Origin of the sequence: Bartonella japonica (assembly GCF_040545385.1) — a bacterium.
GTDB classification, from domain to species: domain Bacteria; phylum Pseudomonadota; class Alphaproteobacteria; order Rhizobiales; family Rhizobiaceae; genus Bartonella; species Bartonella japonica.
In genome coordinates this window covers 70,388-86,166 of the sequence record NZ_JBEPLT010000004.1, presented here as the reverse complement: position 1 = coordinate 86,166, position 15,779 = coordinate 70,388, and the positions used below count along the sequence as shown (strand labels likewise).

Genomic DNA, 15,779 nt, shown 5'->3' with positions numbered 1-15,779 from the left:
TCTAGGCATAGAGGTAAGTATTTTCTTGCAGTGGGATTACGTTTTCATCTTTTTCTTTTATTTCTGGTGGGGTGATTGTTAGATCACCAGTTTTTAAGAGTTTATAGAAACGCCCACCTTTGTTGACTAATTCTTGAAAGCTTCCTTTTTCAATTAAATGACCATGTTCTAGAAAGAGTACAACATCAGCATTGCGTATTGTTGAAAGCCGATGAGCTATAATGAAAGTAGTACGATTGCGATTTATGCTTTCAAGAGCTTCTTTAACATGCGCTTCTGTTTCGACATCAAGAGCACTTGTTGCTTCGTCTAGAATAAGAATGGGAGCATTTTTTAAAACAGCGCGTGCGATTGCTAATCTTTGTCTTTCACCACCTGACAAATGAGATCCACGCTCACCAACTATTGTATCGTAACGATCTGCTTTTTTCAAAATAAAATCATGGGCAGCTGCTATTTTTGCTGCGTTGTAAAGTTCTTCATTCGTTGCAGTTGTTCTTCCTATTGAGATGTTGTCATGAATACTGCGGTTAAAAAGTCCAGCGTCTTGAAACACTGTTGCTAAAGATTTGCGTAAGGATTCACGATTAATGGAGCGTATATTGATTCCGTCAATAGAGATATGCCCAAATGTAGGATCGTACACACGTTGCAAAAGATTGATTAATGTTGTTTTCCCAGCGCCTGTTGGTCCTACAATTGCAACAGTTTGTCCTGTTTTAACTTCAAAGGAAATATCAAAAACACCTTGAGAAGAATTTGGAAATTTATAGGTAACATGATGGAATTGTACTGTTCCTTTAACCTCTTTGAGAGAGGGCAAGTTTTCAGGTTCGTTGAGATGAAAAGTAGAATCTTCCATTGCAAAGAATTCTTGTAGTTTTGCTTGTGAGGATATGGTCAAATTAATAAAATTGCTCATTTGATCTAGACGGTTAATCATTAATTGTGCAAATCCAACAAAAGCAACAACTTCACCTACACGAAATTGATTTTTTGCTACAAAAAAAGCACCAAGTAGAAGAACACAAACGATTGAAATGGTTGAAGCCATTCGGTTTAAACCGCTTGCAAGAGCCCACCAGTTAAGAACAGGATTTTGTTCTTTAAGAAGATCGTTTGTATATCGATGTAATGTTGAAGTTTCTTCCTTTATTCGGTTATAACTTTGTACAATGGAAACGTTAGAGATTGAATCACTAATATGTTGAAAAAGATTATGATGATAGCATTCGACAGCAGCTTGCCCGTCTTTTGTTTTTCGCATCACTAAACGTGCAATCAATACATAGATAATGGCGAGCAGTACTAAAATTGTTGAAAGACGCCAATTCATGTTAAAGGCTATAGGAATGAGGATGAATAATGTGACAAGGGTCGAGAGATGCTGACGCATAAAATCAAGCCATATGGTTGACATGCAGTCTACAGCACGTAGAAGTGTATGAAGAGTGTTAGAAGTTCCACGCTGGTGATGCCAAATTAAAGGCATAGCGATGATACGTCCAAAAGATTCAGTTAAAACAGCTAAGCGGCGTCTATGCATTAAGCGGTCAGCACTACGAGCAATAAGAACATAAGCAATAATATGAGAAAGACCAAAGCATACCCAAAGCGTAAGGGTAGGTATAATTGCTGATTTCTCTGCAATGGAGTCAATGACACGTCCAAATAAAATAGGTTCCGCGATGGTGATGGTTGCCAACATAACGTTAGCAATACAGATTAAAGAAGATATACTTTTTTCTCTGTTGAGATAAGTGAGGACACGAGCATAGGTTTTCAATAAAGACACAGGTGATAATCTCCACTCAACTATTGCAAAAATTGCTAAACTTTGAGCTAATAAAATTTGAATGATAAGAAAATGCAATTTTCGATACGGGCTGTAATATGGTGTGATAAAGCCAACACTATGGGATATAGATCTTTGTGTTTATACAGAGAAAGCACAAAAGTTAGTAAATAAAATCATATGGGCAAAGGAACTTTTATGGCAGGCGTAGAAATAAAAAAAGTTGAGATAGATGAAAATGGAATGCGTTTAGACCGCTGGTTTAAAGTGCATTATCCAGGACTTGGATTTGGATATTTACAAAAATTACTACGTTCTGGACAGATACGGGTTGATGGGGGGCGTGTCAAAGCAGATATGCGTCTTTTTCTGGGACAAACTGTTCGTGTGCCACCTTTACCTGTTAAAGACAGGGAAAGTCTTCTTGTAACGGATAAAACACTTCGCGGACAAGATGATGCAACCGTTTTGAAAAAAATGCTACTCTATGAAGATTCTAAAATCTTTGTTTTTAATAAACCTGCAGGTTTAGCAGTACAAGGGGGATCTGGTTTAACCCGTCATGTGGATAGTATGCTGGAGGTATGGCGTAACAAAAAAGGTGAAAAGCCGCGTTTGGTTCATCGTCTTGATCGTGAGACATCAGGTGTGCTTATTGTTGCTCGGTCAAGGGGAGCTGCACAGGCTTTAACAGCTGCTTTTAGAACACGGGAAACGAAAAAGACTTATTGGGCATTGGTTCGGGGGGTACCTAAAAAAAAGCAGGATAAAATTTCAACATGGATAGTGAAGGAAAATATTGCACAAGGTGATAAAATGCGTGTTTGTGAACATGGGGAGCCAAATGCTAACCATGCAGTTTCTTACTATCGCGTTCTTGATACGCGAGGGCGGGCTCTTTCTTGGCTTGAGATGGAACCTTATACAGGTAGAACACATCAGTTGCGTGTGCACGCTGCTTATATGGATCATCCTATCATCGGCGATTCAAAGTATTTTTTTTCTGATAGTAATTGGAATTTACCAGGAGGAATTCAAAATCGACTTCATCTTCACGCACGCCGTATTCGTATACCTCATCCTTCTGGAAAAATATTAGATATCACCGCACCTTTACCACCTCATATGGTACAAAGCTTTAATCTTTTGGCTTTTAACGAAATTGATGGTGATACGGAATAATAAAAATTTTTATGTAGATTGAATGAGCTGTATACAGGTATAATTTATTATGAATGGATCTCTTGATGGAAGTAACGAGTAAGATTTGTGTTCTTTTATGATAAATTTGTGGCTAGCTTTATTAATTCTTTTTCTATAGTTTTTTTATTTTATCAAGCTGTAAAAGATCATTATTTAGTCCAGTGGTATAAGACATGTAAATCCTTATTATAGGACATTTTTTGTTTTTTAATGGTTTGATGAATAACGTTAATCGATGTATCTTTGCAATTGATTGACAAAATAGGATAGTGAGAAAAGTCTTTTTTTATATTATGAATACTTTCTTTCTTAAATATTTTGACGAGAAATCTCTTTTTTAAGTACTTGTATAGTGATTGCTATTTGGGATGAGTAATTTACAAGCAGATAAGTATAATTCTCTTCAGCACCACGTTTAATTATTTAGCTGCAAATCAGTGCAAATACTATTTAAAAGTTGTTCTCGTAACTCTTATTCAATGTATAAATTATAGCTTGTATGGATTGAATGTTTTGTAATCATGTCATAAAAATGAGGTGGTTAGATGCTCCATACTGTATCTTCATATTGTTGTTATGGAAAAATATCATAAGCATCCTTTGTTTTCATGAAAAGATGTCTGATATTTTCCGAATTAAAAATACTATTTTTCTTGTTTTATGCTTGCGAAATATCTTTACAGATATTTTATTCAATGGCCTATACAAGTAATTTTCACTGCATTTTCTATGCTATCAAGAGTCTGAAAAATCATTATAGAATGGTTCTGATCATGTTCTGTGATTACCATCATTGTTGGTACTTCATAAAGCTTCATTCAGATTCATAAAAATGTATTTTCCACAGTTGCTTCCATATTGCTTATTGGCTTTGGTTAATTCTCTGGTTTTAGAATAAGTTAGTATGTTTTTTTTAACCCCCTTTTATTGATAGACAGATGCTTGATATAATGAGATCGCTCTAATTTTTATATAAATGTAGAGAAAATTCGTATGAAGCAATATCAAAAAGGTTCTAAAAATATTTTTATCATGAACACACAAAAATGAGTGATTATTTTTCATTTTTGCAACAAATGCAGAAAAGAAGTGGCAGCTGTTTTATGTTCTGATTTTTTCTGAAGAAAATAGTTTAAAGAAATAATTATTACAATAATCGGGAAGAAGGCGAGGTGGGACATCTTGAAAAAGGCAGTTAATCTAAAAGGTTGTCGACATATATATTCTGGCTTTTCTTATTATCATTGATAGAAGCATATATAATAGAGGTATAGAGATCATAGTTATCAATATTTCATTGTGCACTGCTTTTAATACTCTCTAAAAATACATTTTCAAGAAAATATGCAGTTGTACAAATTTTAATCGGTATCTTTAATATCAATTGTCATAATTTTTCTAATAATATGAAGAGTGGTTTTTAAAATTTCCAGTTTTGTTTCATGGTTTAATTTTAAGAGCCGATCGATTTGTTTTGGAGATAGAGCTTCAAAAGGCGCAATAAGATCAGCTTTGCATAAGTTTTTTTGATCATGGTATGATATATTGTAATTTTTAAAGTAATCAGTTTTTAGATGAGCAAAAACAGAAACTGAAACAGGTTTACTATATTTAAAATATTATAAAATTTAAAATATTATAAAGATACTGATGACGTTATATACAGTGCGATAGTAAAGATCTACAAAGTGATGGTAAAGATGGAAGCTTGTTTTATCTTTATATTTTTTCTAAATGAGTTTCTTTACTCGTTTTGAGAATTTCTCAAACAGATGTAATATACTCGCTTCAAACTGCCATGGAAAAGCTGGCACTTCTTACAGAAGAACGTGATCATTTTTTATCTCAAAACTTATTGAGAAGTATAGAATTAAAAAACAGTAGATTGATTGAAAATATCAGAGGTAGAATAATATGCGTGAAATTTTGGATCATTTTTCTATACCATTGAACAAAAAATGTTCTGTTCAGAAGACGCGGAAGCCTTCATGTCAGCTACACGCTAAACGATTTTATAGAGAAGTGAAAACTGTGTGTGAAGAAGGTGGTTTTTCTATATTATTGGATGGGGTTTCAGTTAAAACACCGGCAAGGCGTCACTTTTTTGTGCCAACAGAAGTGTTTGCTACATTAGTTGCACATGAATTTGAGAATCAGAAAGAAGTTATTGATCCAGCAAAAATGCCGATTACGCGCCTTGTTAACACTGTTATTGATGGCGTAGCTGATGATATGCAAGCTGTTTTTGAAGATTTATTGCGTTTTGTTGCATGCGATATGATTTTTTATCGTGCTCAAACACCAAAAGAGCTGGTACAGCGACAGTGTGAGAAATGGGATCCTTTACTAGATTGGGTAGAAGAAAAATTTGGTGCACGTTTTCATTTGGTAGAAGGGATTATGCATGTTGAACAATCACGGGAATCTGTTCAAGCAGTCAGTAATTATTTACGTAAATTTGAGTCTCCCTATATGCTTGCTGCACTTCATACAATGACAACCTTAACAGGATCAGCTCTCATTGCTCTTGCTGTTGCTGCAAGAAAAATTGATGCAGATTATGCTTGGGATATTGCTCATTTAGATGAAAATTGGATGATAGAACAATGGGGATTTGATGAAGAATCAATGGTACGTCGTGTACATAAGAAAGCTGAATTTGATGCGGCAGTTGCAGTCATTACAACCTGTTTTTAAGGATAAATTTTCTTTTATTTTCCTCCGCTCTTTTTCTTAATCATAGTATTTTTGTAATTTTCTGAGGATTGATTTTTATTTTTTCAAGTCCAGGAAATGCTTCATTGGTGATGTTTAAGATTGTTTCGTCATTACTGGGGATAAAATACCACTTGTTATTATCAAAAAGGGCAACAACCTCTGTTTGAATAGAGCATTTTTTTCCAGCATTTGTTATGGCTACAAATTCTACAGGTATAACAAAATAAGGGATACCGTTATCAAGTTTTCCTTCACGTCTTTGTGCTTGGTCGATGCGGACACTTTCAATTTTATAATTTTCCCCCAGCCGCTTTATTTGGTTTTTCATAATCTGTTGAAATTGTGATTTACTAAATTTTTTTTTTGCAGTTAAACTGTCGATGATTTGGGGAGGAATTGCATCTAAGATGACATTTGCATCGGAATCTTGGATTGCTTTGCTGTAAGAAAAAATTGCTTTTTCAAGATCTATAAGTTTTGGGTCTGTAATTGTATAAGCTTGAATTGTTGGTATACTGAGGGTCATGCATAAGAGAATAGAGAAGAGAAAACAAATTCGCGGCATTAGAGACCTTGTTAATTGATTTAAGTAGATTCACCTGAGATTATAAAGGAAAAGTACATTGTCAAAAAGCTATTTGAGCTCTTTGATAGGGGGAATATTCACAAAAATGGAGATTATAACCTCCATTTAGAGCGTAAAGAATAGCCTATTATTTCTAAACAGAATAGTACATATCAAATTCAACAGGATGAGGTGTTGTTTCATAACGTAAGACTTCTTGCATTTTTATTTGGATGAAGGAATTAATTTGATCATCATCAAAAACGTCACCCGCTTTAAGAAAACTACGATCTTTATCAAGAGCTTCAAGTGCTTCACGCAAACTTCCTGAAACAGTAGGAATCTCTTTGATCTCTTTTAAAGGAAGATCGTAAAGATCTTTATCCATAGCATGTCCAGGATGAATTTTATTTTTGATACCATCAAGACCAGCCATTAAGAGTGCTGCAAATGCTAAATAAGGGTTTGCTGTAGGATCTGGAAAACGTACTTCTACACGTTTTGAATTGGGTGAAGAGCTCATTGGAATACGGCAAGATGCAGAACGATTGCGTGCAGAATACGCAAGAAGAACAGGAGCTTCATAACCAGGGACTAAACGCTTATAAGAGTTTGTGGAGGGATTGGTAAAAGCATTGATTGCTTTTGCGTGCTTAATAATACCACCGATAAAAAATAAGCAGGTTTCTGATAATCCAGCATATTCATTTCCTGCAAAGACTGGTTTGCCATCTTTCCAAATGGACATATGAACATGCATGCCTGAGCCATTATCACCAAAAATTGGTTTTGGCATGAAAGTTGCTGTTTTCCCGTAACTGTTTGCAATTTGATGCACAACATATTTAAAAATTTGCATTTTGTCTGCTTCGCGAACGAGCGTATCAAAGCGAATCCCCAGTTCATGTTGTCCTGCAGCCACTTCATGATGATGCTTTTCGACGCGAACCCCCATATCTTTAAGTGCCGTGAGCATTTCAGAGCGCATATCTTGACAGGAGTCGATAGGAGGAACAGGAAGGTAACCTCCTTTCATTCGTGGGCGATGGCCAAGATTGCCTGTTTCATATTCGGTATCATCATTGGAGGGAAGTTCACTTGAATCAAGTTTAAATCCTGTATTGTAAGGATCAGTTTTATAGCGCACATCATCAAAGATAAAAAATTCTGCTTCAGGACCTATATTGATTGTATCTCCAATTCCTAAAGATTTCATATAAACTTCAGCTCTCTTGGCGATAGAACGTGGATCTCTTCGATAAAATTCTCCAGAAACAGGATCGAGTACATCACAAAATATGACTAAAGTTGATTGAGCAAAAAAAGGATCAATATGTGCTGTTTCTGGGTCTGGCATTAAAACCATGTCAGATTCATTAATTGCTTTCCATCCGGAAATTGAAGAACCATCGAACATAACGCCATCACTAAATGTATCTTCGCTGATTTCTACGATATCCATTGTAACGTGATGCAGTTTTCCTCGCAGATCAGAAAAACGCAAGTCAACAAAACGAATTTCGTTGTCTGTAATCTGTTTGATAATATCTGATGCGGTTGTCATATTCAATTTCCTTATGTGGGATTGAGGTGGATAAAAAGGTAAAAAATTATCATTATTTGTTAAAGGACATCTATCCCAGATTCATCAGGGCCGATACGAATGGCATCATCAATAGAAAAAACAAATATTTTTCCATCTCCGATGTGTTTTGTCTGAGCAGCTTTACGTATTGTGTTGACAGCCTGATCCAGCTTTTCATCGGCAACAACAATTTCAATCTTTACTTTAGGCAGAAAATCAACAACATATTTAGTACCACGATAAAGTTCTGTATGGTCTTTTTGATGACCAAAACCTTTCGCTTCTGTTACTGTAATACCATGTAAACCAATTTTTTGAAGTGCTTCTTTCACTTCATCAAGTTTGAAAGGTTTTATGATGGCTTCTATTTTTTTCATGCTGAAATTATCTCCAACGTCATTTTGTCTTTTTAGACCGCATCACATTATATTGGCAACTATGAGATGTCCAACAGATAGTTTGTACACAAAAAGTCAAAAACAATATCATTCGATATTTTTCGAGAAAAGGTTCTTTTATGGTGTAAAGTGAAGGGCATTATTAGAGAGAAGAAAGTTTATAAGATTGGTAAAGAATAAAAATGATTCAATGAAGAGACATTTCGTTTTTTGATCATACCACATTGTATTTTATAAAAGCTGAATTAAAATGCGATGGTAAATATGAGGGCTGTTTTTTTAAGGATTTTATGTCCTTCCAAAATTGAGTTATCTCCTCTTTTTAGAAATTACTTAAATAGATATAGGTAATTCTTGCTTCTATCTGGCATGAAAAAGTTTCAACAGTAGAGAAAGCACTGAATTGCTTTAATCTGTATTTCAAATATGCTGTCGTGGTGGTATGAGATACTGATTTTCAGGTGATAGCAAAAGCAAAGGCTTATTAGGAAAACAATGCATAAAACATATTACTACTATAAAACATAGCAACAATGAATTGGAGAAAGGTTTTGGTTTTTATCAGATACTTCGCAAAACCACTGCCATAATACACCTAGCTTTGCGTTTATTTATCCGACAGTCGTTCAATCGTTTGCATACATCCTTGTGTTATCTTCAAAAGATCAGATTGATGGAGATATATGGGCTATTCTTACTGAAAACAGGATCTGCTTTAAGGGTTAGAATGATATATAGGACGACGCAGGAGAATTTCTTTTAAAAATTTTCCTGTATAAGAAGAGGGAACATGGATAATATCTTCAGGACGTCCAACTGCAACGATTTCACCACCACGATCTCCACCTTCTGGTCCTAAATCGATAATCCAGTCTGCTGTCTTTATAACTTCGAGGTTATGTTCAATGACTACGATTGTATTGCCTTGTTCAACAAGTTCATGCAGGACTTCAAGAAGTTTAGAAATATCATGGAAATGCAAACCTGTTGTTGGCTCATCCAAAATGTAAAGTGTACGACCCGTAGTTTTTCGTGAAAGTTCTTTGGCAAGTTTTACACGTTGGGCTTCACCACCAGAAAGCGTTGTGGCTTGTTGTCCTACTTTGATATAGCCGAGACCAACTTTAATGAGAGTCTTTATTTTATTATGAATGGCAGGAACAGCTTGAAAAAAATCTTCAGCCTTTTCGATTGTCATATCCAAAATATCGGCAATGGATCGACCTTTAAATTTTACTTCTAGCGTTTCTCGATTATAGCGTTTTCCTTGGCAGATATCGCAAGTCACGTAAACATCAGGTAAAAAATGCATTTCAATTTTGATGATTCCATCACCTTGACATGCTTCGCAGCGCCCTCCTTTAACATTAAATGAAAAACGTCCTGCTTGATAACCGCGTGCCTTTGATTCTGGAAGTTCGGCAAATAAATCACGGATTGAGGTAAAAGCACCAGTGTAGGTTGCAGGATTAGAACGTGGGGTGCGTCCAATAGGTGATTGATTTATATCAATGACCTTATCGAGAAATTCTAATCCTTCAATTTTATCATAATTTGCAGGGCTTTGATCTGTTCCCATGATATGGTATGAAGCTGCTTTGAATAGAGTTTCGATGAGGAATGTTGATTTTCCTCCACCTGAGACGCCGGTTATACAGGTGAAGGTTCCAAGAGGGATGTCAGCACTGATATTTTTGAGGTTGTTTCCTCGGGCTCCGATGATTTTAAGCATTTTTGATTTTGATATTTTTCGTCTTTGAGTAGGCACTATCACAGCCATTTTTCCTGAAAGATATTTGCCTGTAAGAGAGGATGGATTTTCTATGATATCTTGCGGTGTACCTTGCGCGATAATTTCTCCGCCATGAACGCCTGCGGCTGGGCCCATATCAACCACATGATCTGCACTCAAAATGGCATCCTCATCATGTTCAACAACAATAACTGTATTGCCAAGGTCACGCAGATGGTGCAACATTTTCAGAAGACGTTCATTATCACGTTGGTGTAAACCAATGGAGGGTTCATCTAAAATATAAAGAACACCTGTAAGACTAGAGCCAATTTGTGAAGCTAACCGAATACGTTGACTTTCTCCTCCTGAAAGGGTTCCTGAATTTCGAGATAAGGTAAGATATTCAAGTCCCACGTGGCTTAAAAAAGCTAAGCGTTCACGAATTTCTTTTAAAATACGTATCGCGATGTTACGTTGTTTTTCAGTGAGATTTTTGTGAATATTGGCAAACCAATCGTTTGCTTTTAAGATAGAAAATTCTGATATTTGTCCAATATGCATCCCTTGGATTTTGACAGCGAGAGCTTCTGGTTTTAGACGGTAGCCATGACAAGCTGGACAGGATGAAGAGGACATATAGCGCTCAATTTCTTCGCGTGACCATGCCGAAACAGTTTCTTTCCATCGCCGTTCCATATTAGGGATGATTCCTTCAAAGCTTTGAGTCGTTTTATGCGAGCTTGAATCATTTTTGTAAATAAAGGAGATTTCTTTTCTTTTTGTTCCATAAAGAATAGCGTGTTGTGCTTCATCTGAAAGTACGCACCATTTGTCTGTAAGTTTAAATCCATAAACTTTTCCCAATGCTTCTAAAGTTTGGTTGTAATAGAGTGAAGATGATTTAGACCAAGGTGCAATTGCTCCATCCTTTAGAGTAAGATTTTTATTTGGTACAATTTTGATTGGATCTATAGTCATTTTTGTACCAATCCCACCGCAGGCGGGACAAGCGCCAAAAGGATTGTTAAATGAAAAAAGACGCGGTTCAATTTCAGGGATAGAAAACCCTGATATAGGGCAGGAAAATTTTTCTGAAAAAATCAGCCGTTTGTGTGTTTCATTTTTTGATTTATAAGCAGATTCCTTTGAGGTGTCTCTTTTATCTAAAGGTTTGTCTGCCATTTCAGCAACTGCTAGACCATTTGCTAATTGTAAACAGGTTTCTATACTGTCTGTTAAGCGAGAGATGATATCACTTTGTACAATAATGCGGTCTACGACCACATCTATATCATGCTTATATTTTTTATCAAGAGGAGGAATATCAGGGATTTCATAGAATTCTCCATCTACTTTAACGCGTTGAAATCCTTTTTTTAAAAGCTCGGCTAACTCTTTTTTATATTCTCCCTTTCTTCCTCGGACGAGAGGAGCCATAATAAAAATCCGAGTACCTTTTGGTAAAGTCATAATTTGATCAACCATTTGGCTTACCGTTTGACTTTCAATGGGAAGCCCTGTAGCAGGGGAATGAGGAACGCCAATGCGCGCAAAGAGAAGGCGCATATAGTCGTAGATTTCAGTAACGGTACCTACTGTTGAACGAGGGTTACGGTTGGTTGTTTTTTGTTCAATGGAAATAGCTGGAGAAAGACCGTCTATTCTATCAACATCTGGTTTTTGCATCACTTCCAGAAATTGGCGTGCGTAAGCAGAAAGGCTTTCAACATAACGGCGTTGACCCTCGGCATAAATTGTATCAAAAGCCAACGATGATTTACCTGATCCAGAAAGTCCCGTGATAACGATTAGTTTGTCACGAGGAAGATCGAGGTCAATATTTTTAAGGTTATGTTCACGTGCACCGCGAATGGAAATGTATTTTTGAAGAGCCATATTTTATCCTTAGCATATGTAGCAAAAATAGAGCATCCAGAATACAATAAAGCTGTTTTTTAGAATTACAATGTATTTAATATAATAAGGATAAAGATGGGTGAAGAATGCAAGTTCTGTGAAAAGAAAAATATAAAGAACAGCTTTTTATTCCCTAATGGTGGAATAAACTATGCGTTTTTGTCATCTTTTGCTATAACTACACGATACGGTATTTAGAGAAGGTAACAAAATCCATATTATAGATCAATTGTAGATATGTGAATAATACGGTCAAGATGATAAGACCACTATACAACAAAGATTGTTTGTAAATTAAAACTTTGGAGTTTATGCGATGGCTGGTAGCCTTAATAAAGTTATTTTGATTGGTAATCTCGGTGCAGATCCTGAAATCCGCCGTTTGAATTCTGGTGATCAAGTGGCAAATTTACGGATTGCTACTTCAGAGAGTTGGCGTGATCGTAATACAAATGAACGAAAAGAACGAACTGAGTGGCATAGTATTGTTATTTTTAACGAAAATCTTATCAAAGTTGCAGAACAATATCTGAAAAAAGGCAGCAAAATTTATATTGAAGGTCAGTTACAGACACGAAAATGGCAAGATCAAAATGGCAATGACCGTTATACAACGGAAGTGGTTTTGCAAAAATACCGTGGAGAATTACAAATGCTTGATGGACGTGTAGCCTCTGGTGGGGAGCAAGGTATAAATCAGTCAAATGGAAGTTATGAAAGCGGCAGTTTTGGTGACAGTAGCTCAGATCAGAGGGGGGCTTTCAGTCAAAACAATCATCAATCGAGAGGGGATTTTTCACATAAATTAGATGATGATGTCCCTTTTTAATAATCTTTAAGATTTGGTATCGTTATTTGTTTTCATTTTTTGAAGTTCAGCAAAGTAGCTCTCGTTGATTTTGTCTGAGATTTTTAACATAAATAAATAACATATTGAAAGTTATTGTTAAATTTCTTCTCTATTGCAGGAGAGAAATTGGCATTTTGATGTATTTTTCGCTATACAAAGAATTAAAGTGATTCTTTTTTTGAAAGTATTAAATTTGAAAGTATTAAAACTGTGACCGATCTTACTCCACACCCAGAACGTGATGTGCTGACCGGTATTGAGCCAATCAGTATTATTGATGAAATGCAACGCTCTTATCTTGATTATGCGATGAGTGTGATTATTTCGCGTGCACTTCCGGATGTACGTGATGGGTTTAAACCTGTTCATAGGCGTATTCTTCATGCTATGAATGAAATGGGGCTTTCTTTTAATAAGCCGTATCGTAAATCTGCGGGTGTTGTGGGTGAGGTTATGGGGAAATTCCATCCCCATGGTGATTCTTCAATTTATGATGCTTTAGTGCGTATGGCACAGGATTTCTCTTTAAGAAATCCACTGATTGACGGTCAGGGAAACTTTGGTTCTGTTGATGGCGATCCTCCTGCAGCGATGCGCTATACAGAATGCCGTTTAGAAAAAGTGTCAGAAGAGCTTTTAGCTGATATTGATAAAGAGACGGTTGATTTTCAGGATAATTATGATGGACGTGAACGTGAACCGGTTGTTTTACCAGCACGTTTCCCTAATCTTTTGGTCAATGGATCTGGCGGTATAGCCGTAGGAATGGCAACAAATATTCCTCCTCATAATCTTGGTGAGGTGGTTGATGGTTGTATCGCTTTGATTGATGATCCAGATATAACGCTTGATAAGATCATTGAAATCATTCCTGGTCCGGATTTTCCTACAGGTGGCATTATCCTTGGTCGTTCTGGTGTCCGTTCGGCGTATGAAACGGGGCGTGGTTCCATTATTATGCGTGCTAAGGTGGATATTGAAGAAATTCGCAATGGTCGGCAGGCGATCATTGTGAGTGAAATACCTTACCAAGTTAATAAAGCAACAATGATTGAGAAAATGGCCGAATTGGTGCGTGATAAACGTATTGAGGGAATTTCTGATTTGCGTGATGAATCCGATCGTGATGGATATCGCGTAGTTATTGAACTGAAGAAAGATGTCGTTGCAGAAGTTGTTTTGAACCAATTATATCGTTATACGCCACTGCAAACTTCCTTTGGTTGTAATATGGTTGCGTTAAACGGAGGAAAACCTGAACAGATGACGTTGCTTGATATGTTGCGTGCATTTGTTTCTTTCCGAGAAGAAGTAGTCAGCCGGCGAACAAAATATCTTTTGCGCAAAGCACGTGAGCGTGCTCATGTTTTGGTTGGTTTAGCACTTGCTGTTGCCAATATTGATGAAATTATAGCACTCATTCGCAAAGCACCTGATCCGCAAACAGCACGCACACAATTAATGGAGAGACGCTGGCCAGCCGCTGATGTAGCCTCTTTGATTAAGCTTATTGATGATCCTCGTCATATTATTCATGAGGATAATACTTATAACTTATCTGAAGAGCAGGCGCGTGCTATTCTAGAGCTGCGCTTGCAAAGATTGACGGCGCTTGGGCGTGATGAAATTGCTGATGAATTGAATAAAATTGGAATAGATATTACCGATTATCTTCATATCCTGTCTTCGCGTTTACGAATCATGAGTATAGTTAAGGATGAGCTAAAAGCTCTTCGGGAGGAATTTGCAACTCCTCGGCGCACTATTTTTGGTTTTGGTAGCGCTGAGATGGATAGTGAAGATCTGATTGCGCCGGAAGATATGGTGGTGACGGTTAGTCATAGTGGATATATTAAGCGTGTGCCTCTCAACACATATCGTGCGCAACGTCGCGGTGGTAAGGGGCGTTCTGGTATGTCTACCAAGGATGAGGATTTTGTAACACAATTATTTGTGGTTAATACGCATACACCAGTTCTTTTCTTTTCTTCGCGTGGTCTTGTTTATAAGGAAAAAGTTTGGCGTTTGCCACTTGGTACGCCTCAATCACGTGGGCGCGCTTTAATTAATCTTCTTCCCTTACAACAAGGTGAACGTATAACAACTATTATGCCTTTACCAGAAAATGAGGAAAGTTGGAGTGCATTAGATGTTATGTTCGCGACAACGCGTGGTACTGTGCGACGTAATAAATTATCAGATTTTGTTCAGGTTAATCGTGGTGGCAAAATTGCCATGAAACTTGATGAAGAAGGAGATGAAATTCTTTCTGTCGAAACTTGTACAGAACATGATGATGTTGTGCTGACAACGGCTAATGGACAATGTATTCGTTTTCCAGTTGTTGAAGTTCGTGTTTTTGTAGGGCGTAATTCAGTGGGGGTCCGTGGTATTAATTTGGCTGATGGTGATAAAGTCATTTCTATGACGCTGTTAGAGCATGTTGAAGCAACATCGGTTGAACGCGCTGCTTACGTCAAACGTATGATTAATGAACGTCGTGCCACTGGTGGAGATGCTGAAGATGTTGTGACTCTTTATGAAGAGGATGAAGGCGTTGAAACGGAGTTGACAGAAGAGCGTTATGCAGAACTTCATGCACGCGAACAGATGCTTTTAACAGTGAGTGAGTTTGGTTATGGAAAACGATCTTCCTCATATGAATTTCGGATTTCAGGACGTGGTGGGAAAGGGATTCGTGCAACAGATCTTTCTAAAACAGCTGAAATTGGTAAATTAGTAGCAGTTTTCCCAGTGAAAGCACAAGATCAAATTATGTTGGTGTCAGATGGGGGACAGCTTATTCGTGTGCCTGTCGATGGGATTCGTATAGCTGGTCGTTCAACAAAGGGGGTGACAATTTTTAATACGGCAGAAGGTGAAAAAGTCGTATCGGTTGAGCGTATTTCTGAAGCTGAAGATGATGATACCCAATTAGAGAGTGAATCTGAAAAGAATTCTAAGACGATTAGTGTGAGTGAAGAAGAGTCATTCAAAGGGGCAGAGTAAAATA

The 15,779-nt window shown here is 36.9% G+C and carries 9 protein-coding genes; 4 read left to right on the top strand and 5 right to left on the bottom strand.

Features of this window, described 5'->3' with window-relative positions; all coding sequences use genetic code 11:
• Position 1: 1 nt before the first annotated feature.
• Positions 2-1,795, bottom strand: a complete 1,794-nt coding sequence (locus ABID39_RS03090; RefSeq protein ID WP_354185937.1) for a glucan ABC transporter ATP-binding protein/ permease — start codon at positions 1,793-1,795, stop codon at positions 2-4.
• 198 nt (positions 1,796-1,993) lie between these two features.
• Here ABID39_RS03090 and ABID39_RS03085 point away from each other — a divergent pair, with 198 nt between their 5' ends.
• Together ABID39_RS03085 and ABID39_RS03080 are read left to right on the top strand one after the other, a co-directional pair.
• Positions 1,994-2,977: an RluA family pseudouridine synthase gene (locus tag ABID39_RS03085; protein ID WP_354185935.1), complete on the top strand. Its 984-nt coding sequence runs from the start codon at positions 1,994-1,996 to the stop codon at positions 2,975-2,977.
• A gap of 1,935 nt (positions 2,978-4,912) precedes the next feature.
• Positions 4,913-5,695, top strand: coding sequence for an ATP12 family chaperone protein (locus ABID39_RS03080; protein ID WP_354185933.1), 783 nt, complete (start codon positions 4,913-4,915; stop codon positions 5,693-5,695).
• A 40-nt stretch (positions 5,696-5,735) separates the two neighbouring features.
• Here the strand turns inward: ABID39_RS03080 and ABID39_RS03075 are convergent, their stop codons facing one another.
• The 4 genes from ABID39_RS03075 to uvrA form a co-directional block, all read right to left on the bottom strand.
• The gene (locus ABID39_RS03075; protein ID WP_354185931.1) at positions 5,736-6,281 is read right to left on the bottom strand and encodes a hypothetical protein; all 546 of its coding nucleotides are present in this window, start codon (positions 6,279-6,281) and stop codon (positions 5,736-5,738) included.
• A gap of 154 nt (positions 6,282-6,435) precedes the next feature.
• Positions 6,436-7,845: a type I glutamate--ammonia ligase gene (glnA, locus tag ABID39_RS03070; RefSeq protein WP_354185929.1), complete on the bottom strand. Its 1,410-nt coding sequence runs from the start codon at positions 7,843-7,845 to the stop codon at positions 6,436-6,438.
• 59 nt (positions 7,846-7,904) lie between these two features.
• A complete protein-coding gene (locus ABID39_RS03065; protein WP_354185927.1) occupies positions 7,905-8,243 on the bottom strand; it encodes a P-II family nitrogen regulator in 339 nt (112 codons plus the stop codon).
• A gap of 736 nt (positions 8,244-8,979) precedes the next feature.
• A complete protein-coding gene (gene uvrA / locus ABID39_RS03060) occupies positions 8,980-11,895 on the bottom strand; it encodes an excinuclease ABC subunit UvrA (RefSeq protein ID WP_354185925.1) in 2,916 nt (971 codons plus the stop codon).
• 337 nt (positions 11,896-12,232) lie between these two features.
• Between uvrA and ssb the strand changes: the two genes are divergently transcribed.
• Together ssb and gyrA are read left to right on the top strand one after the other, a co-directional pair.
• Positions 12,233-12,745, top strand: coding sequence for a single-stranded DNA-binding protein (gene ssb, locus ABID39_RS03055; protein ID WP_354185923.1), 513 nt, complete (start codon positions 12,233-12,235; stop codon positions 12,743-12,745).
• Between the two features lie 231 nt (positions 12,746-12,976).
• The gene (gyrA, locus tag ABID39_RS03050) at positions 12,977-15,775 is read left to right on the top strand and encodes a DNA gyrase subunit A (RefSeq protein WP_354185921.1); all 2,799 of its coding nucleotides are present in this window, start codon (positions 12,977-12,979) and stop codon (positions 15,773-15,775) included.
• Positions 15,776-15,779: the final 4 nt, after the last annotated feature.